This window comes from Gemmatimonadota bacterium (genome assembly GCA_022560615.1).
Lineage (GTDB): Bacteria > Gemmatimonadota > Gemmatimonadetes > Longimicrobiales > Gaopeijiaceae > UBA1138.
Genome location: JADFSR010000006.1, coordinates 1 through 25084 on the forward strand (window position 1 = coordinate 1; position 25084 = coordinate 25084).

A 25084-nucleotide genomic window follows, 5' to 3' on the forward strand; every position below is an offset into this window, starting at 1 on the left:
CTTCGCTGGGTCCAGCTCGCCACCCACGTTCAGCCCGCGACCCGGGCGGCACGACTCGCCTCGGTGCGGCGGTTCGCCGCTTGGCATAGCGCTACAGATCCTCGGACCGAGGTCCCGCCCCAAGGACTCCTTCCCCACCGCTACCGCCGCACGCGCCCCTACATCTATAGCGATGACGAGATCAGCGGGATCGTTCTCACAGCCGGCGAACTCGCTTCGGCGAAGGGGCTCAGAGCCCGCACCTACTCGACGCTTTTTGGTCTGCTCGCTGTGACCGGGATGCGCGTCAGCGAAGCCTTGTGTCTCAACCGCACGGATGTTGATCTCGAAGCTCGGGTACTCACGGTCCGGCGGACGAAGTTCGGCAAGACCCGACTCGTGCCCGTGCATCCGTCCACCTGTGATGAGCTCAGAGCGTACGGCCACGACCGCGACCAGATCGTTCGTGTGTCGTTCACCGCTGGCTTTTTCGTTTCCGAGCGCGGCACCCGCATCTCGGGATGTGCGGCGCGCTCCACCTTCGCCAAGGTCTCCCGTGAGATCGGACTCCGGGCTCCTGCCCAAGGCCAGCGTCGCGGACACGGTCCGCGGCTGCACGATATGCGGCATCGATTCGCCGTGAAGACGTTGATCGACTGGTACCGGGCTGGGCTCGACATCGAGGTTGAGATCCCCAAGCTGGCCACCTATCTCGGCCACGTGCACGTCCACGACACCTACTGGTATCTGGAGGGCGTGCCCGAGCTCCTCGCTCTGGCCGCCGAGCGACTGCTCGACCAACACGAGGAGGGCAGATCATGATCTTTGCCAGCCTTCAGGCTCTCCTGCAGTCCTTCTTCACCGACCGCCTGCTTCGGCAGCGGCACGCGAGCCCCCACACCATCGCCGCATATCGCGACTCGTTCCGGCTGCTGCTGAACTTCGCTGCCCAACGTCTCGGCAAGCCTCCCTCCGAGCTGCTCATCGAAGATCTCGGCGCACCCTTCATCGGCGAGTTCCTGCAACACCTCGAGATCGACCGAGGCAACAGTGCTCGCACCCGTAACACTCGCCTGGCCGCCATCCATTCCTTCTTCCGATACGTGGCCTTGACCGAACCGGCATACGCCCTCATCTGCCAGCGCGTCCTGGCGATGCCCAGCAAGCGCTTCGAGAAGAGGCCTCTCGTGTTCCTCGACCGGGCGGAGATCGAGGCCTTGCTCGCCGCGCCCGATCTTTCGACCTGGACCGGGCGTCGAGACCGAACCCTCTTGTTGCTCGCGATCCAGACCGGTCTCAGAGTCTCTGAACTCATCGGCCTGCGCTGGAAGGACATCGCTCTCGACAAAGGCGCCCATGTGCGCTGCGTCGGAAAAGGCAGGAAGCATCGCTCCACGCCTCTGCGTCGCGACGCCCAGACCCTGCTCCGTGCATGGCTCCGCCGCCAACATGCCGAACCGGAAGATCACGTCTTTCCCAGTATCCGTGGCGGAGCCCTCAGCCGAGACGCCATCGCGTGGCTCGTCACCAAACACACCATAACCGCCCAGAAGCACTGCCCGTCGCTGAAACGCAAACGAGTCACGCCACATGTGCTTCGTCACACCGCGGCCATGGAGCTGCTCCACCACGGCGTCGATTGCTCCGTCATCGCACTCTGGCTCGGACACGAGTCCATCGAGACCACCCACATCTATCTCCACGCCGATATGCGCCTCAAGGAACGAGCGCTCGCCCGCACTACGCCGATCGACACCAAGCCCGGCCGATACCGGCCCAACGATCAACTCCTCGCCTTCTTGGACAGCCTCTGATTATGCCGTGTCCATAGGCGCCGGGGCCCAGCCTTCGCCCCGATCTGAGATCGCTTCTCCGCATAATCCCGAACTCGGCATTATGCCGAAGCGAATGTGGGGAGACGCGCTTCCGGATGCCGGCTCTCTCCTTCGCACGGGCGAAGAGCTTGTCAACGGACCCGCGAGTGAGTGGGCGTGAGGGATCTCGCCCGGGAAAGAGCCAGAGGGCGGGCTGGTACTCTCGCCAGTAGCGGCGCAGGGTCAGCAGCAGCCTCTGTGACAGCATGACGTAACGGTCCTTTCGGCCCTTGCCCTGATCGACCCGGATCATCATCCGCCCGCTGTCGATGTCGGACAACTTCAAGTGTACGACCTCGCCGATGCGAAGGCCGGCCGAGTAGAGGGTCATGAGGAGGGCGCGGTGCTTGAGGTTGGTCGTGACGTCGAACAGCGCCCGCACCTCCTCACAGCTCAGCACAACCGGCAGCTTCCTGCCAGACCGCTGGTAGGGGATGTGCTCGACGTTCCAGTCGACCCGGAGCACCTCCCGGTAGAAGAAGCGGATCGCGCAGACGTGCACGTTGAACGTGCTCCACGACACGCGTTTGTCCTTGGTCAGGAAGAGCTGGTACTGCTTCACGTCCTCCGCCGTCAGCTCGTCAGGCGGCCGCATGAAGAAGCGCACGAAGCACTTCATCTTCTCGATATAGCACTTCCTCGTGTTCTCGGCGTAGCCGCGGATGCGTAGCTCGCGGTCCATGCGATCGTGGAGCCTGCCCATGGGATCCTCCCGTCGAAAGGGGCCAATGAAATGGGCGTCACAACGACGCCCCATGGCCCATCATCTCGGGGGACGGCAAACGAGGGGAAGGCGCGCAGGATCGGTTGGTCCGTCAGACGCATCCCAGGAAGGGACCCGCAGGCTCCACCGCGCAGCGGTTTAGTTCAATCGTTTTTTGGCTTTAGTTATGGAATACATTAGTTGTGGAATACAACTTGTTGGTCAAATGAATCCGGGGCGACTCACTGGGGTCGCTCGTCAGCTCACTACGCAGCAGCTACCACCCGACGCCTGTACGCGTGCCGTGAACGACCGCCCCAGCCGCGCCACCAACCGCGTGATCTCGGCCCGGATCTCGGGATCGAAGTCGGACAGCATCTCGACGTATTCGCGGGTGAGGTCCGACTCGATCGTCGAACAGATGGACGCGCCCTCTGGTGTCGCCACCAACCGCACTACCCGACCGTCCACCGGGACCCGTTCTCGAACCAAGAGGCCTTTGTCCACCAGGCCGTTCGCGACTCGGCTGGCGGTACTCTTGTCCAGGTACAGGTGGGCCGCGAGGTCGTTGATGGTCAGTGCGCCCGCATCGACGACTCCCTTGAGCGCGTAGCACTGGCTCACGCTGATGTCGTAACAGCACGCCCGGTCGCGGTCTCGGAACTGGATGACTCGAATGAGCTCGCTCAGCGCATCGGACAGCTGCTCGGCGTCAGCGCGCAAGCTGGCGTCTGCCGTGGGATCCGCGATCGGCAGCGCGAGGGAGCTGCGTCTCGGGTGGTCGATAGTAGTTGGCATATGCAACTATTAATCGAATGTGGATCGCAGGTCAACGAGCCGAGCTCCTCTCACGAATCCACCGCTTGAACCGGAATGCGTTCTCGGGCAGTGCGAAGTCCATCCCGTAGTTGTCCGGCCCAACGGCCTTCACCTTGGCGACGATCACGCCCAGGTCGTCGCGCTCGAGCGCCTCGACGACAGCCTCGCCGAAGGCCATCGGGGAGTTGACGGACGCGACGTGCTCGATGCCCGCCCCGCGTGCGATTGCCGCGAGATCTGTGATGCCCGCGGTCGTGTGCGACTCGAAGCCGCCCGTAGAGAGCAGGCTGCCGTTGTCGAAAATGATGTGCAGGAGGTTCTTAGGCCGATATCGGGCCAGCGTCGCGAGTCCACCCAGATTCATCAGCACCGAGCCGTCACCGTCGAGCACTACGACCTGCTCCTCGGGTCGGTGCAGCGCGAGGCCCAAAGCGATCGAGGAGGCGAGGCCCATCGCGTGCTGCAGGTAGAAGAAGTTCTCCCGGTGACCGAGGTCGTAGAGCTCCTGCGCGCTCGCGCCCATGATGGTCACGACCAGCTTGTCCTGGAGCTCGGGGTAGAGCATCGCAATGCACTGGGCTCGTTCCATCACTCCTCCATCAGATCCCGCGTGAGCAGGAGCGCCACAGGAGAAAGTGAGCTCTGGGAGAAGGTCCACGCCTCCTGGATCTGCTTGCCGACTTTCTCCGGGTCGCGGGCGTACTCGAACGGGATGCTCAACGCCCGCAGAACGCCTTCCGTGACGATGCCGCCCCGAGTGTGCCACGGGTACGGCTCCCCCCAGTGCCCACGCAGCGCGATGAGCATGCACAGCGGGATCCCGTAGAGCTGCGCGAGGGACACGATGCCGTTGATCGCCCCTAACAGGCCGTGATTCTGCATGAGCAGGATGTGCGGCTCTCCCGCGAAGTACGCGCCAGCGGCGATGCCCACCGCCTCCTCTTCCTTCGCGACCTGGATGAGCTGGATGTCCGGGTCGTCCTCAGCGCGCTGGAGCAGCAGGCCAAGCCACGTCTCCGGCAGCGCGGAGATGCTCGTGATGCCGGCGGCCTTGATGCCCTCGAAGACGGCCTTCGAGTTGTCGTAGGAGACGGTCATGGGGTCACCTTCCCCCAGGCCGCGTCGTGGCGTTCAGGACGATCTGGTACGACGGGGCGACCTTGCCGGCTATGCTTGATGTCCTCCGCCAGGTAGACCGACGCCATACCGCCCTCACCGAGCTTGCTCTCGATGCGGTACCGGCCGTCCAGCGCGGCGTCCAGGCGATCGGTATGGCCTTCGTTCATGTTTGCAACCTACGCGGCGGGTGTGGGATTGCGCGAGCGGCGGGCAGCGTGCGGACGTCGAGACCTCCCCGTGCCCCGTTCGGCCATTGGGGCGTCCCGCGCCAGCCGAGACGTTCCGAGCACCACCATCAGCCGAGTGGGCCAGAGCCATTGTCCCGACAGAGATATGGTCATACCATACCTCATGGCACGCATGACCGTTCGCTCCACGTTTGCGCTCGACCCGGAAACCGCCGACTCCCTGGACCGGCTTGCCAAGCGCTGGCAGGTCTCGAAGTCCGAGGCTCTACGCAGGGCAGTGGCTGCTGCCGCCACGGTAGAGGAAGCCGACGCCGCCTCCGATTCGCTCAACGCCCTCTCCGAGCTGCAAGAACGGCTGGGCCTGGACGTCGAAAAGGCCGAGAAGTGGGCGCGCTCGGTCCGAGCCGAACGCGAAGCGGGGAGGGTGTGAGGTTAGAGGCCAGGGCTGCGGTCCATCTCGACACGAGCTTCTTGATCCGAGCTCTGGTGGACGGCTCCAACGAAGCGCTCGCGCTGCGCACTTGGCTCCGGCAGGGTCTCACCGTCGCGATCTCGACACTCGCTTGGGGGGAGTTCCTTTGCGGACCGCTCTCGGAAGAGGATGCCGCGCTGGCGCTCCGGATCGTCCGGGCCCAGGTCCCGTTGGGGACGGAGGAGGCCACCGAGGCCGCGCGGCTCTTCAATGAAACGGGCCGTAGGCGCAGCAGCTTTCAGGACTGTCTCGTAGCCGCAACCGCCCTCACCGCAGTTGCCGAGCTCGCTACGGCCGACAGGTCCGACTTCGTCCGTTTCGAGGAATGCGGACTGAAGCTCGCGGGGTGACGCGAGTCGGTGCGTCCCGGTCGGCCATCGGCCTGCCCACACGTGAGTGCCATCATCCGACCCACTGATTGCTCACTCTCGGAGCGGTATGTACCGTCATTGTAGCTACATCCAGAAGATGCGATGCCGCAGATACGATGCCGCAGATACGATGTTAGTGCGGATTCAGAGGTGGGGGAACTCGCTGGCGCTCAGGATTCCCGCGGCCTTCGCCAGGGAGATCGGAATCGAATCGGGGGCGGAGGTTGACCTCGCGCTCAAGGACAGACGGCTGGTGATCAAGCCGCCAGCGCGCCCCTCCTACTCGCTCGACGAACTCCTCGAGGGAGTCACCGAGAAGAACCTGCACGCCCAGGTCGACGCCGGAGCGCCGCGGGGCGGGGAGGCGTGGTAGGAGGTGGTTACGTCCCCGACCGTGGGGACGCTGTCTGGCTCCACTTGGATCCGCGGACCGGGCACGAGCAGGCCGGGCGACGGCCCGCGCTCGTCCTCTCTCCGGCCAGCTACAACGGCAAGGTGGGGCTCGCGATCCTCTGCCCGATCACCCGGCACGCGAAGGGCTACCCCTTCGAGGTCGCCCTGCCCGAGGGGCAGGGCGTCGCTGGCGTAGTCCTCTCGGATCAGGTGAAGAGCCTTGACTGGCGTGCGCACCGGGCCGAGCCGATCGGCCGCGTGCCCCCGCGCGTCACCGAGGAGGTGCTCCAGAAGCTGACGACGCTCCTAGGATGAGGAGAGCGCCCAATGCAGTGGCCAGGACGACACGTAGGCGACCTACCGATACGGATCGGCTTGCGAGAGGTGCTGCTCGACATAGTCCGCCACGCCTTCCTCGACGGACCTCAACGGGCGGTCGTATCCGGCAGCGCGCACGCGCCCCATGTCGGCCTGAGTGAAGTACTGGTACCGGTCGCGGATCTCCTCGGGAGTATCCACCCAGTTGACCTGTAGCTCCTGACCGACCGCGGCGTACAGGGCAGCCATCAACTCGAGCCACGTCTGCGCTCGACCGGTGCCGAGATTGAAGAGGCCGCTGACGTCACGGTTCTCCATCAGCCAGAGCACCACGTCTTCACAGTCCTTCACGTAAACGAAGTCGCGCATCTGTCCGCCGTCCTCGTAGTCGGGATGGTGCGAGCGGAAGAGCGTGACGGCCTCGCCCCGAGCGGCTGAGCGGTGGTTCTTCAGCACCACGCTGCGCATGTCGCCCTTGTGGTGCTCGTTCGGGCCGTAAACGTTGAAGAACTTGAGGCCAACCCACTGCGGTGGCTTCGGACCGGAGTTCGCGACCGAGCGCGCGACCCACCGGTCGAAGAGGTGTTTGCTCCAGCCGTACGGGTTCATGGGCACGAGCTTCGCCAAGCCGTCCGGTGACCCATCGTCGTCGAATCCCCGGACGCCATCGCCATACGTCGCCGCGGACGACGCGTAGATGAGGGGCACGTCATGTTGCGCGCACCACCGCCAAATCCTCTGTGAGAGCCGCAGGTTGTTGTCGACGATGAGGTCGGCGTCGCTCTCAGTGGTCGCAGAGATCGCGCCCATGTGGACGACGTAGGCGATCTCATGGCCCCGTGAGTGGAGGAAGTCGTCGAGCCCCGCGGGATCGACGAGCTCGTCGAGCTCCCGGCGGCGCAAGTTCTTCCACTTGTCGCCGGTCCCAAGGTGGTCCACGACGCAGATCGGCCCGGCACCGGCTTCCTCCAGCCCGGCCACGATATTCGAGCCGATGAAGCCGGCTCCTCCGGTAACGACGATCATCGGTTCAAGTTGCCAGTCTTGGGCTCAGCGCGACAGCATGTTCCCATGACCCCGCTGAGGGGATCGCTCGCTTGACATCGACACATCATATACTTGATGTCACGATGCGCTTCGACGCGGCCTCCAGGCCATGAACGCTCCCGCTCCCGAACGGCCGCGCTACGACACCCCGGCGTCCGACCTGGGCCGGTGCCTCATCGGAGGCCTCGACGACGTAGCCGAAGCGCTCGCGGCGGCCGAGGGTGAAGGCTTTCGGTGATCCTGCTCGACGCGAACATCTTGTTGTACGCACGCGTCCAGTCCTTCGAGCAACACACCATCGCCAGCGAATGGCTGGATGAGCAACTGAACGGGATCACCGGCGTTGGCATACCGTGGCCGACACTACTCGCGTTCGTCCGACTGATCTCGAACCGCCGGGTCTTCGAGCGCCCGCTCAGTACGCAGGAAGCTTGGCACCAGGTCGAGCACTGGCTGGATTGCGAGCCGGTGTGGACGCCGGTCCCCACGGAGCGTCACCGAGAGGTCATGAGCTCCTTGGTACGGAGCATCGGGAATCGCCCGAACCTGGTTCTGGATGTGCATCTGGCCGCGCTCGCTATCGAGAATGGCTTGAAGCTCTGCTCGACGGACGGGGATTTCGCCCGCTTTCCGGGGCTTGTCTGGGAGAATCCGTTGGCCGGCTAGGCCGGCGCCCGCCTACTCCCGGGGAGGGAAGACCTTCGCTTCCCACTCCTGGAGTGCCTCTTTTGTCAGCGCCCCGCCTTGCTCGATCCACAGCTCGTCGCTCGCCGAGTCACGCGCGAGCACGGTTTGCTCGGCACCCGCCCCCACCACGTAGCGTAGCTTCGGCTCCGGGTCGTCCAGCGCGTGCGCGATGGCTTCGGCGACCACGCTCGGCGGATCCGCCTGGGCGCGTGCGTGCGTATACATCGCCTGCATGCGCGAGAGCACCTCGGCGTATGGGCCGTCAGCGTCGAGCGGCTTCGAGGCCTTGTCGAGGATCGGCGTGGAGATGAAACCCGGCTCGATGATGATGACGCGGAGGCCATACTTGCGGGTTTCGATGGCGAGGGCCTCGCTCATCGCCTCGAGCGCGTACTTGCTCGAGGAATAGATCCCGTGGCCACCACTGACGAGTCGCCCCGAAATCGAAGTGATGTTGACGATCGCCCCGCTCCTGCGCTCGCGCATGCTCGGCAACACGGCCTGCATGGTGCGCAGCGGACCCAGCACGTTGGTCTCGAAGACCGCCTTCGCGTCCTCCATCGAGACCTCCTCGACGCTCGTGAGCTTTCCTATCCCCGCATTGTTCACGAGCACGTCGATGTGACCGGACCGTTCCATTGCGGCGCCGATGGCGCGCGCGACCGAGTGGTCGTCGTCGACGTCGAGCGCGAGCAGCGTGACGTCCAGCTCTTCGCCCCGGGCGGCGACGCGCAGCTCACCCCCCGATCTGTCGGGCGCGCGCATGGTCGCGTAGACGGTGTCGCCCAGGTGCGCGAAGTGCAGCGCGGTGGCCTCGCCGATGCCCGTGCTCGATCCGGTGACGAAAACGACCCGGCCCGACATTAGCTGGCCCGAGCGTTGACGAGTGGGACGAGGCCTTCTGTCATAGCGTATGTCTCCGTGCAGGTGAATGGGCTCGCTGCGGTCCCAAGATGCCCACGCGCTGGGGCGGTGCAAGCCGCCATGGAAGCGCAACGCCTGCTCGAGCTCATCGTTATTCGGTTGCGTCCCTCGCTCCGCACCGCGATAACGGAGACCATGGATAAGCGTGTACTGCTCGCTGCCACGGCCGTCGTCGTCGCGATCGCGCTCTATGTCGGACGACGCTCCGACGAGGCCGTGCGCTACCCCGACCCGTCTCGCGAAGTCCGCCACGTCATTCCGTGGCGAGCCGGTGGTGGCACGGACGCGGCGATGCGCGGCTTCATGAGCCACTTCGAGCGGCACCTGGGCGTGCGCGTAGTGACGGAGAACCTGCCCGGTGGCCTCAGCTCGGTCGGCCTGACGAGGGTGCAAAACGCGCGGCCTGACGGGTACACCATCGGCACGATGACTTACGATGCGCTCTCGGTCGAAATCCTCGGATTGGCGCCGGTGTCGTGGCGCTCCTTCGAGCCGGTTTGCATGGTCACGGACCACCCGAGCGCTCTGATCGTGCCGGGCGCATCGTGGGAGGACCCGGAGGCGTTCCGCGCGGCCGCGGCTGCTGCCCCTGGTGAGGTCACGGTGGGGAACGTAGGCATGAGGGGTATCTGGCATCAGCATGCCGCCGCGATGGAGCAAGCGATGGGGATCGAGCTGCTGCACGTTCCCTACGAGGGCGGCTCCGGACCGCAGCTTGCGGCGATCCTGGGCGGGGAAGTCGACGCCATCGTATCGAGCCTCCCGGCTGCGATGCCGTACGTCGAAGACGGTTCGCTCAAGGTGCTCGCGATCATGGCCCAGGAGCGCAGTGAGCTCGTGCCTGAAGTGCCGAGGTTCCTCGAGTACGGTTACGAGCTCGACTACAGCGGCTTCCGCATCCTGGTGGTGCCCGGCGAGACGCCCCCGGAGGTGATCGCTGTGCTCGCTCTGGCGTGCCGGGAGACCGCCGAAGATCCCGAATACCGGGCGTGGGCCGCGGAGGCGGGCATCGGCGCGTCGTGGAAGGACCGCGTCGGCACGATCGAGCATCTCGAAGGTCTCGCGCCGAAGGTCGAGGCCCTCATGGCGCGGCTGAGCGAACGATGAGTGATCTTCGCGGCGCCGACGCCATTGTCCGGATCCTCGAAGGCCTCGGCGTCGACGTGGTTTTCGGCTTGTGCGGCGACACCTCTCTGCCGTTCTATGCCGCGCTCGCGAAGTCCGAACGGGTCCACCACGTGCTGACGCGGGACGAGCGCTGCGCGTCGTTCATGGCCGATGCCTACGCGCGTCTGAGCGGTCGGGTCGGCGTGTGCGAAGGCCCGAGCGGGGGTGGCGCGACGTACATCCTGCCCGGTGTGGCGGAGGCTAACGAGTCCTCAGTGCCGCTCGTCTGCCTGACGTCGGATATCGGGCTGGAGGATCGCGGGAAGGGGACGCTCACCGAGTTGGACCAGGCCGCCCTGTTCGCCCCGGTCAGCAAGAAGGTGTTCTCTCCGACCTCGGGCGCGGAGTTGCCGCACCTGCTACGTGATGCCTTTCGGGAGGCCACCACCGGGAGCCTCGGTGCCTGTCATGTGTCGCTGCCGCTCGACGTGCAGAACCAGCCGGTCGCTGCGTCCGACATGGGTGCCGATGACCGCTTTGGCCGTTATCCGAACGAGCGGCTCGCGCCGAGGGGCGATCAGGTGAAGGCCGCTGCGCGGCTCTTGGTCGAAAGCCGACGTCCCTTGCTGGTGGCCGGAGCCGGCACGCTGCGTTCCGGCGCCTGGCACGAGGTGGCCGCTCTCTCTCGAGCGCTGGGCGCTCCAGTAGCGACGTCGATCTGCGGGAAGGGCGCCATCGCCGAGACCGATGTGCTCTCGCTCGGCGTGATCGGCAGCAACGGAGGACTTCCGTGGAGGCACGACCTCGTGCGCCGGGCAGACCTGGTGTTCTACATCGGTAGCGGCGCCGGTTCGGTCACGACGGAGAAGTGGACGCTACCCACTCCGGGCTCGACGACCGTGCTACAGCTCGACGCCGATCAGGCCGTGATCGGCCGCGTATACGACGTGGCGGTTGGCATCCACTCGGACGCGAGCTTGGGCCTGGCCGCGCTGCTGGAGGAGGTCGCGGCACTCGGAGCCGACGGCGTCGGAGACCGCGTCGACCCGGCCGAGATCGCAGAGGGTCACCGGGCGCACATGGAGCGGGTCGCGCATCTGTTCGCGTCGGACGAGTCTCCGATTCGCCCCGAGCGAATGATAGGAGAGCTCTTCGCCGCGCTACCCAATGATTCCGTCATCGTCGCGGATCCCGGAACTCCGTGCCCGTACGTGTCCGCGTACTGGCGTCTCGAGAGCGCTGGCCGGTGGTTCGTGAGCCCCCGTGCCTTCGGAGCGCTCGGCTACTCGCTGCCTGGAGTGGTCGGGGCGCACTACGCGAAGCCAGAGGCCGGCCGGGTCGTCGGCATCATGGGCGATGGATCGTTCGGTATCTCAGCCGGCGAGTTGGAGACGCTCGTGCGGCTTCAGCTTCCCGTCACGCTCATCGTATGCAACAACGCCAGCTACGGTTGGATCAAGGCGGGCCAAAAAAGCCGGGGCGACGCCTACTACTCGGTCGACTTCGGGCGGTCGGACCATGCCGCGATCGCGCGGGCCTACGGCATGAGCGCCTCGCGTGTGGAGGACCCCGCCGACCTGTCAGCTGCGATGCACGACGCGCTGAGGGCACCAGGTCCCTACCTGCTCGACGTGGTGACCCAGCCGCTCGAGGAGGCGAACGCTCCAGTTTCCAAGTGGATCGCTTGACCGAGACTCCTTCGGGCGGAGGCTCACGGCTCCTTCGAGACGATGTCGTCTCCGGAGGCGTGCTCCTGCTGGTCGCGGCCGCCTACGGAGCGGGCGCAATGCGGATCCCGAGCCAGGCCGGTGAGCCCGGCCCGGGCTTCATACCGCTGGCCCTGTCCGTGATGTTGGCGGCCTTGTCGGTGGCGATTGTCGTGGGGGGGCTCCAGCGGAGCGCCGACACCGGCGGGGCCCATGGGGCCGATGGGGCCGATGGAGCCGATAGAGCCGAAGGGGCCGATAGAGCCGAAGGGGCCGAGGACGAGCCGGCCGACGCGGCGCGAAGAGTCCCGCAATCCGGCGGAGGGCGCAGCCGGGGGGTAACCATGCCCTCGCTCGCGGCGCTCGCCACGATCGCCTATGCCGCTCTGTTCCAGCCACTCGGCTTCGTTCTGAGCACTCTCGCCTACAGCGGCTACCTGACCAGCCTTTTCAGCGAAGATCGCAAGCTACGTGCGGCCGTCCCGGCCTTCGTGACCTTGGCGCTCTTCATCTTCTTCCGTCTCGCTCTGGGTGTGCGGCTACCGACGGGGCTGCTGGGGCCGTGACGCCCGATCTGCTGCTCGCGCCAGGGCTACTCCCGTTCCTGGTGGGTGGCGTCCTGTTGGGCATCATCGTGGGTGCGGTGCCTGGACTCACCGCTACGCTCGCGATCTCGCTGCTGCTTCCACTCACGTTCCAGCTCGCGACGCTCCCGGCGATCGTCATGATGACCGGGATCTTCACAGGCGGGATCTACGGTGGATCCATTGCGGCGATCACCCTGCGGATTCCTGGGGCGCCGGCGAGCGCGATGACCATGCTCGACGGCCACGCGATGGCACAGCAGGGAAGGGCAGGATCGGCGATCGCCTTGGCGACGTTCTCTTCGTTCGTGGGAGGCATCTTCGGGGGTGTCGTGCTCGTGCTCTTCGCGCCACAGCTCGCGCGCATTGCTCTCACGTTCCAGTCCCCGGAGATGTTCGCTCTGGTCTTGCTGGCGCTGGTCGCCGTGGCGACCGTTTCCCCTGAGTCGTTGCTGAAGAGCATGACCGCGACGGTCATCGGTCTGATGCTCGCGACCGTAGGCATCGACCGGCTCGTGCCGGTGCCGCGCTACACGTTCGGATCGGTGGACCTCCTTGTCGGGGTCCCCCTCATCCCGGTCGTCATCGGTCTCTTTGCCGTGACCGAGCTGCTACATCAATCCGAGCAATCCGACCAATCCGACCAGTCCAGCCGGTCCGGCGAGTCGGCACGCCGAGCCGAAGCCGCGCCCGAGATCGGATTCCCTCGCCTGGCAGCGCTGTGGAGCGACGTGCGCTCGGTGGGAATCGGAGTGTGGGTGAAGAGCCCGGTCATCGGGACGCTCGTGGGCGCGCTGCCGGGAGCTGGGGCCGCGATGGCCGCCTTCCTCTCCTACTCGGAGGCGAAGCGCTCTTCAGCCGAGCCGGAGCGGTTCGGTTCCGGTGTCCCGGAGGGAATCGTCGCGCCAGAGGCGGCCAACAACGCGATGACGGGCGGGGCGTTCATCCCCATGCTCGCTCTCGGCATCCCGGGTGACGCTGTCACGGCCGTCATCCTCGGCGGTCTGGTCGTGCACGGCATCACGCCGGGCCCTCAGCTCTTCGGGGGGTCATCCGAGCTGCTGGGTCCACTGTTCGGGGCGTACTTCTGGAGCTACGTGCTCATCCTGGTCTTCGGCCTCGCGTTGATCCCGGTCTTCGTGCGCATCACACGGATCCCGAGAGGGGTCCTTTTTCCACTCATCGGTTCGTTGGCGCTCACCGCGGCGTTCACCTCCGAGGGGACCACCTTCGCGATGTACTTGACGGCCGGGGTGGGTGTGCTCGGCTTCGTGCTCAGGCGGTACGGCTATCCGCTGATCCCGGTTCTGCTCGCAGGGGGACCCCACGGTCTTCCTGCGTTCCCCCGTCGCGGCTGTATTGCTGCTGGGGGCGGCGGCGTTCCCGCTTTGGGTGCTACGGCGACGGAGGAGTCCAGGTTGAATTCTCTACCCTACGGGGCCTCACTGTCTGTGGCGCTGCTGTTGGCGGGCTGCGCGACCGATTCGGCCGCTCCTTCCAATCCAGGGGAGGGTCAGGAACCGGAGGGGCCGCTGGCAATCGCTCGCGGATGGGTCGGGTTGTACGACGGCTTCGGCATAATCACGGTGGGCGCTGACCGTCAGGAAGCGACCGACCTCATCCTTCGGATCGCGCTGGACACGGACTCGGTCGCGAGTGCGTCGTGCCCGGCCTGCGTGACCGTCATCCTGGACCCGTGGTTCGCGAAGGGGAACTTGGAGATTGCGTCGGGATCGGAGGCTGCGCTGGCCTACGAGGAAGAGGGGGTCGTCCGGTCCCTGACCATCAACAGGTTCTCCGCTGGCGGGCAGATCGCCAACGTGCTCACCGTGAAGCTTCGTCACGAGACGGCTCCGCCCCCGGGTGTTCCCGTCCAGATCCTGGTGGATGGTGATCTCGAATTCCGGAAGCGATAGCACCGCCTGCTCGGCCCTACTCGTATCGCAATGCGCTCGATGGGCCCACGCGCGCCGCCCGCCCCGCCGGGATCCAGCAGGCCAGCAACGCCACGGCCGCGAAGAGCGCCGGAACGGATATGAACGTCTGTAGATCCTGGGGTTCCACTCCGTAGAGCATGCCGCTCATCAGATCCGTGACGAACCAGGCGACGCCCGTACCAACGGCGACCCCGGCGAGCGCCATGATCATGCCCTGACGCACGAGCAATGCAATGACCTGTCCCGATTCGGCCCCGAGCGCCATGCGCACGCCGATCTCCTGTGTGCGTTGGCTCACCGAGTACGCGAGCACGCCGTAGATGCCGATGGTCGCAAGGATGATCGCAAGCGAGCCGAAGGCGCTGAGCAGCATCATGGCGAAGCGAGGTTGGGCGACCGCCGAGGACAGCACCTCATCGAATGTCCGGATGTTGGAGACCGGAAGAGTCGGATCGGCCGACCGAATCTCACGGCGCACGGGACCGATGAGCGCCTTGGGGTCTCCGCGCGTGGCGATCGTGAGCGTCATGCCCCGGATCGTTCCGACGAAGGAGACCTGGGCCTGGGCCTGTGGCCGATAGAACCGCTCGTTCACCTCTCCGGTGATGCCGTTGTGGGCCACGTCGCCGACGACGCCGACAACGATCGCGGTGTCGCCACCCATCGCGCGGACTTCCGCGCCGAGCGGACTTCCATTGGGCCAGTACCGATTCGCCAGCGTCTGGTTGATGACCACGACCGCCTGACCATCCGAGTTGTCACCGATCTCGAGCGTGCGTCCCTCGATGAGCGGGATACCCATCGTCTCAAGGTACCCAGGTGTGGCGAACTGCCAGTCCGCCTGCGTCCACTCGTTGGGCTGGGGGACGTAGCCTACCGGTGAGAAACCTCCGTCCCCCATGGTGGTCGCCAACGGCAGAATCCTGACGGCGCCCGCGTTCTCAACGCCTGGTAGCTCGCGGATCCGGCGCAGGAGCTCGTCGTAAAAGCCGACTACGGCAGGCGCGTCCGGGTAGGCGCCCGCCGGCGCTGAGATGCGTAGCGTGAGCACGTTCTCGGCACGGAAGCCAGGGTCGACGCTGAGCAACGAGACGAAGGTCTTCATCATGAGGCCGGATCCCGTCAGTAGGATCACCGCCATCGCCATCTGGGCCGCAACGAGTAGCCCCTGCATACGGTTTGAGCTCACGCCCCTGCGCCCGCCGCGTCCACCCTCGTGCAGTGCCGCGCCGATGCCACTGCGACTCACGCGTACGGCGGGCACCACGCCGAAGAGCAGCGCCGTGAACGCCGAGAGGCCGATCGTGAAGAGCACGACGGTCGCGTCGAGGGACACCGCGTCCGAGCGGGGCACGGCGGTCGGGTCGATCGCGAGTAGCGCGTCTACCCCGAGCACCGCGAATACGAGTCCAAGGGCGCCGCCGGCAGCGGCGAGCACGGCGCTCTCGGTGAGCAGTTGACGGAGAATCCTCGCCCGTCCCGCGCCGAGCGCGGTGCGCACGGCGACCTCGCGCGTCCGAGCCTCGCTGCGCGACAGCAGCAAGTTGGCGACGTTGGCGCACGCGATGAGCAGCAGGAAAGCGACTGCGCCCAACAGCACGAGGATCGTATTGCCGGCGGCGCCGACGATGTCCTCTTTCACACCGTAGACGCGCGGCTGGAAGTTCTTTTCGACGCTGAAGACGCCCTCGGCCCTGAGTTGGTCGACGAGACCGACCAGGTCAGCCCGCGCTGTCTCTACCGTCTGCCCTTCCCTCAGCCTCGCGACTACGAAGCTGCCGTGGTTACCGCCCTCCTGGAGCGCGAGCGGTGTCTCCACGTCCACGTACATCGGGAAGAAGACCTCTGAGACACTCGCCGAGCCGTAGTCGATCGGCAGCATGAATCCTTCCGGTAGGACGCCGACGATAGGGAACATCATCCCGTCCATCTCGACGCTCCGACCGACGATCGTCGGGTCGCCACCGAATCTGCGTTGCCACAGATCGTGGCCGATGAGGACGTTGGGAATCGAATCCTGGCCGGCGAGCGGGCGATGCACACGGCCCGTGACCGGCTCCACGCCCAGCACCGAGAACGTGTTCCACGTCACCGTTGCGGACCCAACCCGCTCGGGATTCTCGGCCGATGTGAAGCTCACCGAGCCGGTCTGGTACAGCGCCACGTCTTCGAGCGTCCGGTTCTGCTGATACCAGTACGTATACTCCTGCGTGGAGACCCAGGTTTTGTCCGGGAAATTGTCCCACGACGACCAAATCGTGACGACCTCGTCGGCGTCCGCGTACGGCAGCGGGCTGAACAGCACCCCGTTCGCCACGCTGAAGATCGCGGCGGTGGCGCCGATGCCGAGCGCGAGCGTAAGCACCGCCGCAAACGAAAAGCCCGGGTTTCTGCGCAGCGAACGCGTGGCGAACTTGAGATCCTGCAGTATCGAAGTCATCCCTTCCCCTCCCGTCAATTCGGTCAGCCACCGCGGCAGCGTATGGCGCATCATTCGACGCAGCGTCGGTCGCATCGCGTCTTGCTCCGTGCGGAGAAGCACGACGAGGATACGACGCTCTGCGGGATCTTCTACGCATAGCAGGATCTGATCGCCCGCTGGAAGCGCGACTGCGCCGGTTTCGTCGAGCTCGCCTTGCAGACCCGGTGGCAGCCCGTTTGCGGCGAGGTGGTCGATGCGCTCCGCGACCCTCGTTCGGTCTTCGCGGGGGAGAGCTCGCAGGGCGGCGACCACCGCACTCGTGAGCTCGACGTGCCAGCGCTCCGCCATATGGCTAGATCCCTATCCGTTTCATCAGTCTCTTAGAGGTCCAGGTCTCTGCGGACCTCGTCCCACGAGCGCGTGCCGGACTCGTTCATGGCGGCGAGCGCGGCCTCGAGGTCCCTCTTTGACAGCAGCTCGCGTAGCCGATCTAGGAGCGTGACCTCCTCGAGCGGAACGATGGCGACCAGCCCCTTCCCGTGGCGTGTCACGACGAACCGTTCCTTGCCGTATGCCGCGCGGTTGAGGAGCTGAGGAGCTAGAGCCGCTCGAGGTCGCAGCGCATGACCGTCATCGAAGCCGGCCCACCCACGGGCCCACCTTCCGACGTAAGCACGACGAGTCCGTCGAGCCCGATACCGACCGCCTCGCCCTGGCCCTCCTGCAGGGTGCGGAGGTTGACGAGTGCTCCGTCGATCGCGGCGAGCGTGTCGCCGTCCATGCGGTAGAACTGGAGTGACTCATAGGTCCGCAGCGCGAGCACCGCTCCCCGCGGGTCGACCGCACCGCCGGTCACCTGGCGCGGGAGGATCTGGGCACGGCTGGTCAGCCGCTGGACCTCCTCGAGCGTGACTGTATCGGGGCGCAGCGGTGGTGGATAGCGGTACACAGTGACTGGGTGATTGCGGCCCTTCGTGACCACATACACGCGCTCGCCCGGCAAGACCAACAACGCTTCGATATCTCGGGGGCCGTCGGGCAGGCGGAGGGGGAATGACTCGGTCCGTAGCCGACCGTCAGCGTCGACTTCGGCCCCCGAACCTGTCGGGTCCGGTTCCGGGATGCGGCGGAGCAGAATTCCCCCGGCGGGCCGCTGCTCGTCGTTGTCGCCCAGGTCGGCCAGATAAAGGCACGAGCCATCTTCCGGGCATGTGGAAACCGCGAGGTCCTCCCAATCGCGTAGGTCATCGGCGAGCGGGAAGCGAGCCGTGATCGATCCCTCGCGGTCCACCGCGTACAGCACCGAGCCGTCATCGTTGTGCGTCCAGAAAGTACCGGGGTGACGGAGGCTGACGGCGACACCGCTCGACTCGCGGAGCTCGTCCGGAAACACGATGCCGGACGACACGGGGCGACACCCCGGACCTGCCGTCGCAACGGGCCCACATCCCATCGTCCACAGCGCACCGGCGAGCAGGATCGCGTGGTGCTTTGTCGGCGGCCTGCTCAGCTAGCGCCTCCCTGAGTGGCCTCGGTGTGCACGGCGGTCAGGATCTCGCGGAAGGCTTCGGTAGGCAGCGCTCCCTGGAGTGGCGGATAGCCGAAGATGAAGAATGTGGGCGTTCCACGAACGCCGGCCTGCTTAGCGAAGCTCGTCGCCGCCGCGATGCGATCCATTTGGCGGTCGTCGGCCAGGCAAGCGTCGAGCTCACCGAGATCGGCGCCGGCGTCGCCGGCCATGGCCCGCACCACGGCCTCGGGTTCACCGCTGCGTTTCCAGGCCGCCTGATCCGTCCAGAGGCGCTTATTGAGCTGGTCGAACACTTCGGGGCTTTGAAGGAGTGCGCACTCGGCGGCCTCGGTTGCCGCCAGAGAGTTCTCGAACATGCCTGTGATAAAGGGCATGAATTTCCACTCTACCATGCCTGACTCGATGAACTCCGAGAGCAGCGTGGGGAAAGTCTCGATATGGAACTGGCGGCAGTAGCCGCAGCCGTAGTCGGACAGCTCCAGCACGCGGACGGGCGACTCCGGGTCTCCACGGTTGTAGCCGAGTGTCGCGACGTCGATGGTCTGGCTCGAGCCCGAAGGAAGGTCGGCGTTTCCCATCGGACTCGAGGAGCCCCTCGGCGCACCGCTGAGAAGACCCGCCGCCGTCGCGCTCGTGTCGGGGGCGTCCGAGCCCTCGGAAGCGCACGCGCCGACCGTGAGCGCGGCCGCGACGGCAACCGTCCGAACGAACAACAGCCTCATGGCATCTCCAGATTGATGAGCTGGCCCAACCCGGCCAGAAACGCCGTCATGGTCGCGAACCGACCTGTAACCATCAGAAGACCGATCGCGACGAGCAGAGTTCCGGCCACGCGCCCGAGCGGCACCATCCACCGTTTCAGACGCTCCGTCCCTGCCAGGAACCAGTTGAACGCCACCGACGCGACCACGAAAGGGATCCCGAGCCCCAGAGCATAGGTCGCGAGCAGCACCGACCCGTGTGCCATCGTGGCTTCGAGACTCGCGTAGAGCAGAATCGAAGCGAGAATCGGCCCGATGCAGGGCGTCCACCCGGCGCCGAACGCGACTCCCACCACGAGTGAGCCCAAGGGCCCGGCCGGTCGCGACGAGAGATGTACACGCCGTTCGCGGGCGAGTGCCGGAATACGCAGTGCTCCCACCATATAGAGCCCGAAGACGATCATCACGATCCCTCCGGCGCGGTTGAGCCACGGAAGCGTGCGGGTCACCGCCTGACCGAACGACGTGGCCACCCACCCCATGGTCATGAAGACCGCCGAGAAGCCCAGGACGAAGAGCACCGAATTGATCAGCGCCGCCCTGCGCGCCTGCGCGGCCGAGCTCTCGCGAAGGTCCTCGAGGGTCAGCCCGGAGATGAACGCCAGGTAGCTCGGCACTACCGGCAAGATGCACGGAGACAAGAACGAAGCGAGGCCCGCGACGAATGCGAGCGGCAGCGATATCTGGACCTCGAGGGACATGTCGGTGAGCGGACGGACCGGCCGTCAGAGGCTGAAGTCCGTGAGCAACCGCTTCTCCGTTTCGCCCACCGTGGCCTGGATCTCCAAGTACTCCTCCAGCCCGCTACCATTGAGCTTGTTGCGGAGAAGTTGGTCCAACTGGAAGAGGCCCGCCGAGTTCGAGAGCTCCACCGTCACGCGGATCGGCTTGTCGCCTCCGCGTTCGATCTTCACGCTCTCCACAGCGGCGGCCGACACCGAGTGGATCGAAAGAGAGCCGGACGCGAAGGGAATCCGCGAGCGCCCCTTTGCCATGTCGAGCGCGTCCGCGGTGCGAACTATGCCCGCTTCGAGCGTCAGCGGCGTGCCGCCCGACCGGTGAGAGATGATCGCGTGGAGGATCTCCGCTCGGACGATCGTCGCGTGGCGCACGTCGTAGATCTCCGGCAAGAGCCGCGCGAGCTTGTCCTGCGCGACGAAGAGGCTGAACGCTTCGTGGTCCGCGCGGTGGATCGACATGCCGACGTCGTGCAATAGCGCAGCGAGCGCAACGACGACTTCAGCGTCGGTCGCTTTCATCTCGTAGTTGCGGACGATTCCCGGCTCGACACCCGCGTCCACGAGCAGGCGCAACATCCGCACCGCAATGTTCATGACGATCTTCACGTGCACCGGACCGTGGTCCGTCATGCCCAGCCTCTCGACCGCGTTCACGTTGGCCGCAATCCAGAGTCCATAGAGGTCGTCGTCCGCGTTCACGAGCTCCATCACCTTGCGGAGCTTGGCGTTTCGGCGGTTGGGCACCGCCATGACGATGCGCTGCTCGAAACGGCCGTCCACACTCCGGACCAGGTCGCCTGGGTCCGGAATGGCCTCGGTATCGAAGTATTCCTTGCTCACAAAGCGGACTCCCAGTCGGCGACCTTCTGCGCTCCGTCCACGATGACCACTGTGCCGACGATGCGGTCGTGGATCCCGAAGACGACGCCCAACACCATCGCGAAACTGCTCGTCACGAGCGTAAGGAACCCGACCAATACGAGATCGATCAGCAACGCGAATAGCCGCCTGCTCGGAAGCGCCAGCGGCGTACCGAGCAGCTCCTCCGCAACCTCGAACGCGTCCGGAGTGATGATGTTGCAGGGGTCGCGCGGCGCGTTGAGCCCGTGGTCATCTAGCAGCCCGTGGTCATCTAGGCTCGCGACTACCTCTCCTCGTCCACAGGACCAGCGCGAGCCCCACCGCGGCACCGAGTAGGGCGCCGCCCGCGATGGTGCGTGCGCGGCTGCGGTCGACCGGTGTCGGCACCACGACCTCGTCCTCCTCCGTGTAGAACGGAAGCGTCACAGCTCCGTCTTCGCCAAGAGCGACGGTCTCATCTTCGTCTCCTTTCCATGCACACTGCGCGCACGAGAGCACGCCCCGTTCGCGTGCCGTACGGTTGGCGAAGACGACCTCTTCACCACAGACGGGGCAGCCGAGCCCTCCCGGTAGCGGCTGAATCATCCCGTACAGCGCACCCTTCGAGAGGTCGAGCTGCTCGGCGATCTGATTTACGCTGCGCTCGGAGCCCCAATACAGCTCGTTCGCAGCCGCGGCCGCTTCCTGCCTGCGTTCAGAAGTGTCCGTCATGTGGTGTCCGGTGTTGTCTTGACCGTTTCGGGCAGTGCGATGAAGATAGCTTCGCCCTGCCGGTACTGCACGGCGAAATCCGCTGACCGACCGGCCTGCGCCGCATTCATGGAGCGGTCCCTCGCGCATGTACATCCCAGTTTCACACGGTCGACTCGAAGCGCTGGTGAAAGCGCCGGCGGGTCCCGCCCGCGGTGCGGCGGTCGTATGTCACCCGCATCCGATTCACGGCGGCACGATGCATACCAAGGCCGTGTACCGGGCCGCCCAGGCGTTCAACGACGCGGGGCTCGTGGCGCTGCGGTTCAACTTCCGTGGCGTGGGCGCGAGCACGGGGAGCTACGATGAAGGGATCGGAGAGCGAAACGACCTCGAGGCGGCGCTCGACTGGCTCGAGGCGGAGTACCCCGAGCTGCCGCTATTCGCGGGCGGCTTTTCCTTCGGATCAGTGGTCGGACTCTCCGTCGGAGCGGACGACGAGCGCGTGGTCGCGCTTTTTGGCCTCGGCCTGCCGGTCGACATGGATCTCTACGACTACTCCTTCCTAGCAGAGACCGATAAGCCGATCCTCGTCGTGCAGGGCGAGAACGACGAGTTCGGTCCCGGGGATAGGGTCTCGAAGCTGCTCGCTGCGTTGGGCACGCACATCACGCTGGTGCGCATACCGGGAGCGGACCATTACTTCACGGATCGTCTGGACGAGCTCCGTGCCACCGTTCGCGGTTACTACGAATCGGGCCCGGGCTCCCAATTTCTTGCGATCGTCTAGTGACAGGACACTAGCGAGGGGGAAGCAATGCGCAGTCGCGACCGAGTGCTCCAGAGCCTCGAGAAGGTCTATCGGAGTGCCTTCAGTGCCGCCGAGGAAGCCGGTGACGCCGAGACGATGGCCCGCCTCGATATCGGGTATCAGCGGGATCAGCTCGAGTTGGAGTTGCTGCTCGACATCCGTGATCTGCTGATGTCGGAAGAGAAGGACATGACTACCTCCCTGCTGGAGAAGGCCCAACAGATCCGCAAGCTCACGAAGCTTCGGTGAAGATCTACACGAAGACCGGCGACGGGGGTGAGACGTCTCTCTTCGGAGCGGGTCGCGTCTCCAAAGCGGATGCGCGCATCGAGGCGTGCGGCTCGGTCGACGAACTGAATGCGACGCTCGGGTGGGCTGTGGCTCATGTGACAGACGCCGGAATCGGGCAACGACTCGGGGCGATACAACACGATCTCTTTGCACTCGGGGCCGAACTGGCGTCGCCGCCGCCGACTGACGGGCGCCGGCGCCCGGACACGCCGAGCCTCCCGGTCGCTCGTATATCGGAGATGGAATCGTGGATGGACGAGGCGGACGGCGAGCTGCCCGAGCTTCGGGCGTTCGTGCTTCCTGGTGGCACGCGGGGCGCGGCCGCCTTGCATCTGAGTCGCACGGTGTGCCGCCGCGCCGAGCGCTCGGTGGTACGGCTCGCCGAAGCCGAGCCGCTGAACGAAGAGTTGGTCAGGTACCTGAATCGCCTCTCCGATCTGCTCTTTACGTTCGCACGTCTCGAGAATCATCGATCGAACACGCCGGACGTCGAATGGAAGGTCGAATGGAAGAAGGAGCACGACGAGGCATGATCCACGTCCCGTTCACTCGCGATCCGCGCCCAGGAGAGACGATCCGTGGGGAAGTCCGTATTCCCGAGGGGCCGCCACCGACATCCGCCGTCGTCGTCGTGCACGGCTTCAAGGGCTTCAAGGACTGGGGCTTCTTCCCCCACCTATGCCGGCAGCTCGCCGCGGCTGGACACGCTGTGGTCTCGTTCAACTTCACTCGGAACGGCATCGGCTCAGACCCTCTGGAGTTCACGGAGCTCGACAGCTTCGGCACCAACACCTTCAGCATCGAGTTGGACGAGGTGCGTCTGATCCTCGACGAGGTCTTCGACGGAAATCTGCTGCCCCGCGCACCGAGGAAGGTGGGATTGCTCGGTCACAGCCGGGGCGGAGGACAGGCGATTCTGGCGGCTGCGGAGGAGCCTCGAGTCGACGCGCTCGTCACCTGGGCGGCCGTCTCCCACTTCGACCGTTGGTCGGACGAGACCAAGGAGGAGTGGCGGGAGCTTGGTCGGCTCTGGGCCATGAACACGCGCACCGGTCAGCGGATGCCGCTGGACGTGTCGTTGCTCGAGGACTACGAGACGAACAGCGCGCGCCTGGATATCCCATCGGCAGCGGGCCGCATCGCGTCGCCATGGCTGATTCTCCACGGACTCGAAGACGAGACGGTGCCGCCGGACGAGGCAAGAGCTCTGGCCAAAGAGGCCGCGCACGCACGTATGGTGCTCGTCAACGACGCAGGTCATACGTTTCAGGCCCGGCATCCCTTCGAATCGTCGCCGCCCGAGCTCGACGAAGCGGTGCGACGCACCATCCAGCACTTCGAGCGCCACCTGATTCCGAAGGACACCTGATATGAAGGACGCCTGATATGGTGGATCGCGTCCACTGAACGGCGTGGACCGCGCGGTCGCGATGTCCACGTCCGTGGTGAACGCGTTGCGGGCGATCGGGCTCGAGGACGATGCGCTAGACTTGGTCCGGCGTGCCCACGATCTGGCCATGAGACCAAGGGTCGATCAGCTCGAAAGCGACCATGACTCGGCCTATCTGCATCCGGGGCGGTCCGTGCTGATCCTCCTACGTGATGTCGGGCACTCGGACGCCGCGTCTCTCGCCGCCAGCGCGTTGCTGGAGTCTGAGTCCGAGTCGCTGCGTGTGTCCACGCGCCAGGTCGAATCGGAGATCGGCGAGCACGTCGCCCAAGTGCTCGCGGAGATCCCTGCCCCGGGAGACGAACGGCTCGTAGAGCGGCTCATTATGCTTCCCGTGACCTCGCGGCTCGCTGCGCTCTCCGAGCGCCTGGATCAGCTGCGCCACGCGCACCTGCACCCGGATCGGGCGTGGTGGGCCGCGATCCATGAGGAGACTACGCGCGCTTGGCTCCCGGTCGCCGAACGCACGCACGAGCGCGTGGCGCAACGGTACAGGCACTGGCACCGGACATTCGCGAGGAGGCTGTAGGCTGCTTGCCTCCGCCAGTGGCTTTGATTAGACCTTGGGCTCCGTCGTGCGCAGCATGACATGAGAGGACGCGTTGTACCATGACCTACATCATCACCGAGCCTTGCCTCGAGACCAAAGACGCCAGCTGCGTCGAGGTGTGTCCGGTCGATTGCATCTATGAGTCCGAGGATCAGTACTACATACATCCCGACGAGTGCATCGATTGCGGTGCCTGTGAACCGGAGTGTCCCGTTCAGGCGATTTTCCCGGATACCGACGTGCCCGCCGAATGGAAACAGTACATCGACAAGAACTACACGCACTTCGACTGCGCCGTACCGGCCCACGAATAAGAAGCGGCGGGGGCCTCGAAGGTCCCCGCCGCCTCTTCATGTCCGCGCCCGAAGCCGGAGCGCAGCCGTATCGGTTCGTTCCTACAGACCGAGCTCCCGGATGCGCTTGAGTGAAATGGTCGCCGGTTGCCTCTCTCCGGCCGGGATGGCCTGAACCGTCCGCGTCTCCACCTGCTTCTGCTGGCGCACCAGGAGGATCGTCGTCGCGAGCGCTGCCGCGCTGAGCAGACCGACCATCAACTTCCTCATCGCTCACCTCTCTGGTTTAGTACCGACCCTGTCACCACTGTAGCAGGAACCGTGCCGCGCCAACCGTTCGGGACGGACAGCCGCATCCGTACTGTTCACACCACTTTACGCTGTCACCCCTTCCGGCCTTACAGTCGAAACCGTCAGATTCGGGAGACAACCCTCGGAAATTTGTTCCGGTAGGAC

Annotated in this window: 33 protein-coding genes; 17 read left to right on the forward strand and 16 right to left on the reverse strand. The window is 65.6% G+C overall.

Annotated features, from left to right (window positions below):
• On the forward strand, positions 1-801 hold an 801-nt coding region (locus tag IIB36_05290), incomplete at its 5' end, for a tyrosine-type recombinase/integrase (GenBank protein MCH7531165.1).
• Complete coding sequence (locus IIB36_05295; GenBank protein ID MCH7531166.1) at positions 798-1793, forward strand: tyrosine-type recombinase/integrase; 996 nt, start codon at positions 798-800, stop codon at positions 1791-1793. The genes IIB36_05290 and IIB36_05295, both read left to right, overlap by 4 nt.
• On the opposite strand, the gene IIB36_05300 is transcribed toward IIB36_05295, so the two are convergent.
• The 5 genes from IIB36_05300 to IIB36_05320 all read right to left on the reverse strand — a co-directional run bounded on the left by IIB36_05300 (position 1720) and on the right by IIB36_05320 (position 4661).
• On the reverse strand, positions 1720-2556 hold the full coding sequence (locus tag IIB36_05300) for a site-specific integrase (GenBank protein MCH7531167.1): 837 nt from the start codon (positions 2554-2556) through the stop codon (positions 1720-1722). The genes IIB36_05295 and IIB36_05300 overlap by 74 nt on opposite strands.
• 258 nt (positions 2557-2814) lie before the next feature.
• Positions 2815-3354, reverse strand: a complete 540-nt coding sequence (locus tag IIB36_05305) for a MarR family transcriptional regulator (protein MCH7531168.1) — start codon at positions 3352-3354, stop codon at positions 2815-2817.
• Positions 3355-3385: 31 nt separating this feature from the next.
• A complete protein-coding gene (locus tag IIB36_05310) occupies positions 3386-3964 on the reverse strand; it encodes a thiamine pyrophosphate-binding protein (protein MCH7531169.1) in 579 nt (192 codons plus the stop codon).
• On the reverse strand, positions 3964-4473 hold the full coding sequence (locus IIB36_05315) for a sulfopyruvate decarboxylase (GenBank protein ID MCH7531170.1): 510 nt from the start codon (positions 4471-4473) through the stop codon (positions 3964-3966). The genes IIB36_05310 and IIB36_05315 overlap by 1 nt, the downstream gene beginning before the upstream one ends.
• Positions 4470-4661, reverse strand: coding sequence for a hypothetical protein (locus IIB36_05320; protein MCH7531171.1), 192 nt, complete (start codon positions 4659-4661; stop codon positions 4470-4472). Before IIB36_05320 ends, IIB36_05315 begins: the two co-directional genes overlap by 4 nt.
• A gap of 166 nt (positions 4662-4827) precedes the next feature.
• Between IIB36_05320 and IIB36_05325 the strand changes: the two genes are divergently transcribed.
• The 4 genes from IIB36_05325 (at position 4828) to mazF (ending at position 6233) form a co-directional block, all read left to right on the forward strand.
• A complete protein-coding gene (locus tag IIB36_05325) occupies positions 4828-5112 on the forward strand; it encodes a ribbon-helix-helix protein, CopG family (protein MCH7531172.1) in 285 nt (94 codons plus the stop codon).
• A complete protein-coding gene (locus tag IIB36_05330) occupies positions 5109-5504 on the forward strand; it encodes a type II toxin-antitoxin system VapC family toxin (protein MCH7531173.1) in 396 nt (131 codons plus the stop codon). Before IIB36_05325 ends, IIB36_05330 begins: the two co-directional genes overlap by 4 nt.
• Before the next feature lie 151 nt (positions 5505-5655).
• The gene (locus IIB36_05335; protein ID MCH7531174.1) at positions 5656-5898 is read left to right on the forward strand and encodes an AbrB/MazE/SpoVT family DNA-binding domain-containing protein; all 243 of its coding nucleotides are present in this window, start codon (positions 5656-5658) and stop codon (positions 5896-5898) included.
• Entirely contained in the window at positions 5892-6233 is a 342-nt protein-coding gene (gene mazF, locus IIB36_05340) for an endoribonuclease MazF (GenBank protein MCH7531175.1), read from the forward strand. The genes IIB36_05335 and mazF overlap by 7 nt, the downstream gene beginning before the upstream one ends.
• Before the next feature lie 42 nt (positions 6234-6275).
• On the opposite strand, the gene rfaD is transcribed toward mazF, so the two are convergent.
• Positions 6276-7262, reverse strand: coding sequence for an ADP-glyceromanno-heptose 6-epimerase (gene rfaD / locus IIB36_05345; GenBank protein MCH7531176.1), 987 nt, complete (start codon positions 7260-7262; stop codon positions 6276-6278).
• A 255-nt stretch (positions 7263-7517) separates the two neighbouring features.
• Between rfaD and IIB36_05350 the strand changes: the two genes are divergently transcribed.
• A complete protein-coding gene (locus IIB36_05350; GenBank protein MCH7531177.1) occupies positions 7518-7949 on the forward strand; it encodes a PIN domain-containing protein in 432 nt (143 codons plus the stop codon).
• 12 nt (positions 7950-7961) lie between these two features.
• Here the strand turns inward: IIB36_05350 and IIB36_05355 are convergent, their stop codons facing one another.
• Positions 7962-8834, reverse strand: a complete 873-nt coding sequence (locus tag IIB36_05355) for an SDR family oxidoreductase (GenBank protein ID MCH7531178.1) — start codon at positions 8832-8834, stop codon at positions 7962-7964.
• A 120-nt stretch (positions 8835-8954) separates the two neighbouring features.
• Between IIB36_05355 and IIB36_05360 the strand changes: the two genes are divergently transcribed.
• From IIB36_05360 to IIB36_05375, 4 genes are read left to right on the forward strand one after another with little or no spacing between them, the layout of a single operon-like run.
• Complete coding sequence (locus tag IIB36_05360) at positions 8955-10001, forward strand: tripartite tricarboxylate transporter substrate binding protein (protein MCH7531179.1); 1047 nt, start codon at positions 8955-8957, stop codon at positions 9999-10001.
• The gene (locus tag IIB36_05365) at positions 9998-11689 is read left to right on the forward strand and encodes a thiamine pyrophosphate-binding protein (GenBank protein MCH7531180.1); all 1692 of its coding nucleotides are present in this window, start codon (positions 9998-10000) and stop codon (positions 11687-11689) included. The genes IIB36_05360 and IIB36_05365 overlap by 4 nt, the downstream gene beginning before the upstream one ends.
• Complete coding sequence (locus IIB36_05370) at positions 11686-12273, forward strand: tripartite tricarboxylate transporter TctB family protein (GenBank protein ID MCH7531181.1); 588 nt, start codon at positions 11686-11688, stop codon at positions 12271-12273. Before IIB36_05365 ends, IIB36_05370 begins: the two co-directional genes overlap by 4 nt.
• Positions 12270-14207, forward strand: a complete 1938-nt coding sequence (locus IIB36_05375; GenBank protein MCH7531182.1) for a tripartite tricarboxylate transporter permease — start codon at positions 12270-12272, stop codon at positions 14205-14207. The genes IIB36_05370 and IIB36_05375 overlap by 4 nt, the downstream gene beginning before the upstream one ends.
• 16 nt (positions 14208-14223) lie before the next feature.
• Here IIB36_05375 and IIB36_05380 read toward each other — a convergent pair whose 3' ends face one another.
• The 8 genes from IIB36_05380 to IIB36_05415 all read right to left on the reverse strand — a co-directional run bounded on the left by IIB36_05380 (position 14224) and on the right by IIB36_05415 (position 21254).
• A complete protein-coding gene (locus IIB36_05380) occupies positions 14224-16998 on the reverse strand; it encodes an ABC transporter permease (protein ID MCH7531183.1) in 2775 nt (924 codons plus the stop codon).
• 32 nt (positions 16999-17030) lie between these two features.
• Complete coding sequence (locus IIB36_05385) at positions 17031-17270, reverse strand: type II toxin-antitoxin system prevent-host-death family antitoxin (GenBank protein ID MCH7531184.1); 240 nt, start codon at positions 17268-17270, stop codon at positions 17031-17033.
• On the reverse strand, positions 17249-18058 hold the full coding sequence (locus tag IIB36_05390; GenBank protein ID MCH7531185.1) for a hypothetical protein: 810 nt from the start codon (positions 18056-18058) through the stop codon (positions 17249-17251). Before IIB36_05390 ends, IIB36_05385 begins: the two co-directional genes overlap by 22 nt.
• 98 nt (positions 18059-18156) lie before the next feature.
• Positions 18157-18903: a thioredoxin domain-containing protein gene (locus IIB36_05395; protein MCH7531186.1), complete on the reverse strand. Its 747-nt coding sequence runs from the start codon at positions 18901-18903 to the stop codon at positions 18157-18159.
• Positions 18900-19643, reverse strand: coding sequence for a sulfite exporter TauE/SafE family protein (locus IIB36_05400; GenBank protein MCH7531187.1), 744 nt, complete (start codon positions 19641-19643; stop codon positions 18900-18902). Before IIB36_05400 ends, IIB36_05395 begins: the two co-directional genes overlap by 4 nt.
• Positions 19644-19667: 24 nt before the next feature.
• Positions 19668-20432: an HD domain-containing protein gene (locus IIB36_05405; protein MCH7531188.1), complete on the reverse strand. Its 765-nt coding sequence runs from the start codon at positions 20430-20432 to the stop codon at positions 19668-19670.
• Between the two features lie 86 nt (positions 20433-20518).
• Positions 20519-20872, reverse strand: coding sequence for a hypothetical protein (locus IIB36_05410; GenBank protein ID MCH7531189.1), 354 nt, complete (start codon positions 20870-20872; stop codon positions 20519-20521).
• Positions 20811-21254, reverse strand: coding sequence for a hypothetical protein (locus tag IIB36_05415; GenBank protein ID MCH7531190.1), 444 nt, complete (start codon positions 21252-21254; stop codon positions 20811-20813). The genes IIB36_05410 and IIB36_05415 overlap by 62 nt, the downstream gene beginning before the upstream one ends.
• A 127-nt stretch (positions 21255-21381) precedes the next feature.
• Here IIB36_05415 and IIB36_05420 point away from each other — a divergent pair, with 127 nt between their 5' ends.
• From IIB36_05420 to IIB36_05445, 6 genes are all read left to right on the forward strand, one after another.
• Positions 21382-22023 (forward strand): alpha/beta hydrolase, encoded by a 642-nt coding sequence (locus IIB36_05420; protein ID MCH7531191.1) that lies wholly within the window; start codon positions 21382-21384, stop codon positions 22021-22023.
• 27 nt (positions 22024-22050) lie between these two features.
• A complete protein-coding gene (locus IIB36_05425) occupies positions 22051-22293 on the forward strand; it encodes a hypothetical protein (GenBank protein ID MCH7531192.1) in 243 nt (80 codons plus the stop codon).
• Positions 22290-22868: a cob(I)yrinic acid a,c-diamide adenosyltransferase gene (locus tag IIB36_05430; GenBank protein MCH7531193.1), complete on the forward strand. Its 579-nt coding sequence runs from the start codon at positions 22290-22292 to the stop codon at positions 22866-22868. Before IIB36_05425 ends, IIB36_05430 begins: the two co-directional genes overlap by 4 nt.
• A complete protein-coding gene (locus tag IIB36_05435) occupies positions 22865-23704 on the forward strand; it encodes an alpha/beta fold hydrolase (GenBank protein MCH7531194.1) in 840 nt (279 codons plus the stop codon). The genes IIB36_05430 and IIB36_05435 overlap by 4 nt, the downstream gene beginning before the upstream one ends.
• A gap of 61 nt (positions 23705-23765) precedes the next feature.
• Positions 23766-24314 (forward strand): hypothetical protein, encoded by a 549-nt coding sequence (locus IIB36_05440; GenBank protein MCH7531195.1) that lies wholly within the window; start codon positions 23766-23768, stop codon positions 24312-24314.
• An 80-nt stretch (positions 24315-24394) separates the two neighbouring features.
• The gene (locus IIB36_05445; GenBank protein MCH7531196.1) at positions 24395-24649 is read left to right on the forward strand and encodes a ferredoxin family protein; all 255 of its coding nucleotides are present in this window, start codon (positions 24395-24397) and stop codon (positions 24647-24649) included.
• A gap of 81 nt (positions 24650-24730) precedes the next feature.
• Here IIB36_05445 and IIB36_05450 read toward each other — a convergent pair whose 3' ends face one another.
• Positions 24731-24898: a hypothetical protein gene (locus tag IIB36_05450; GenBank protein MCH7531197.1), complete on the reverse strand. Its 168-nt coding sequence runs from the start codon at positions 24896-24898 to the stop codon at positions 24731-24733.
• Between the last annotated feature and the right edge of the window lie 186 nt (positions 24899-25084).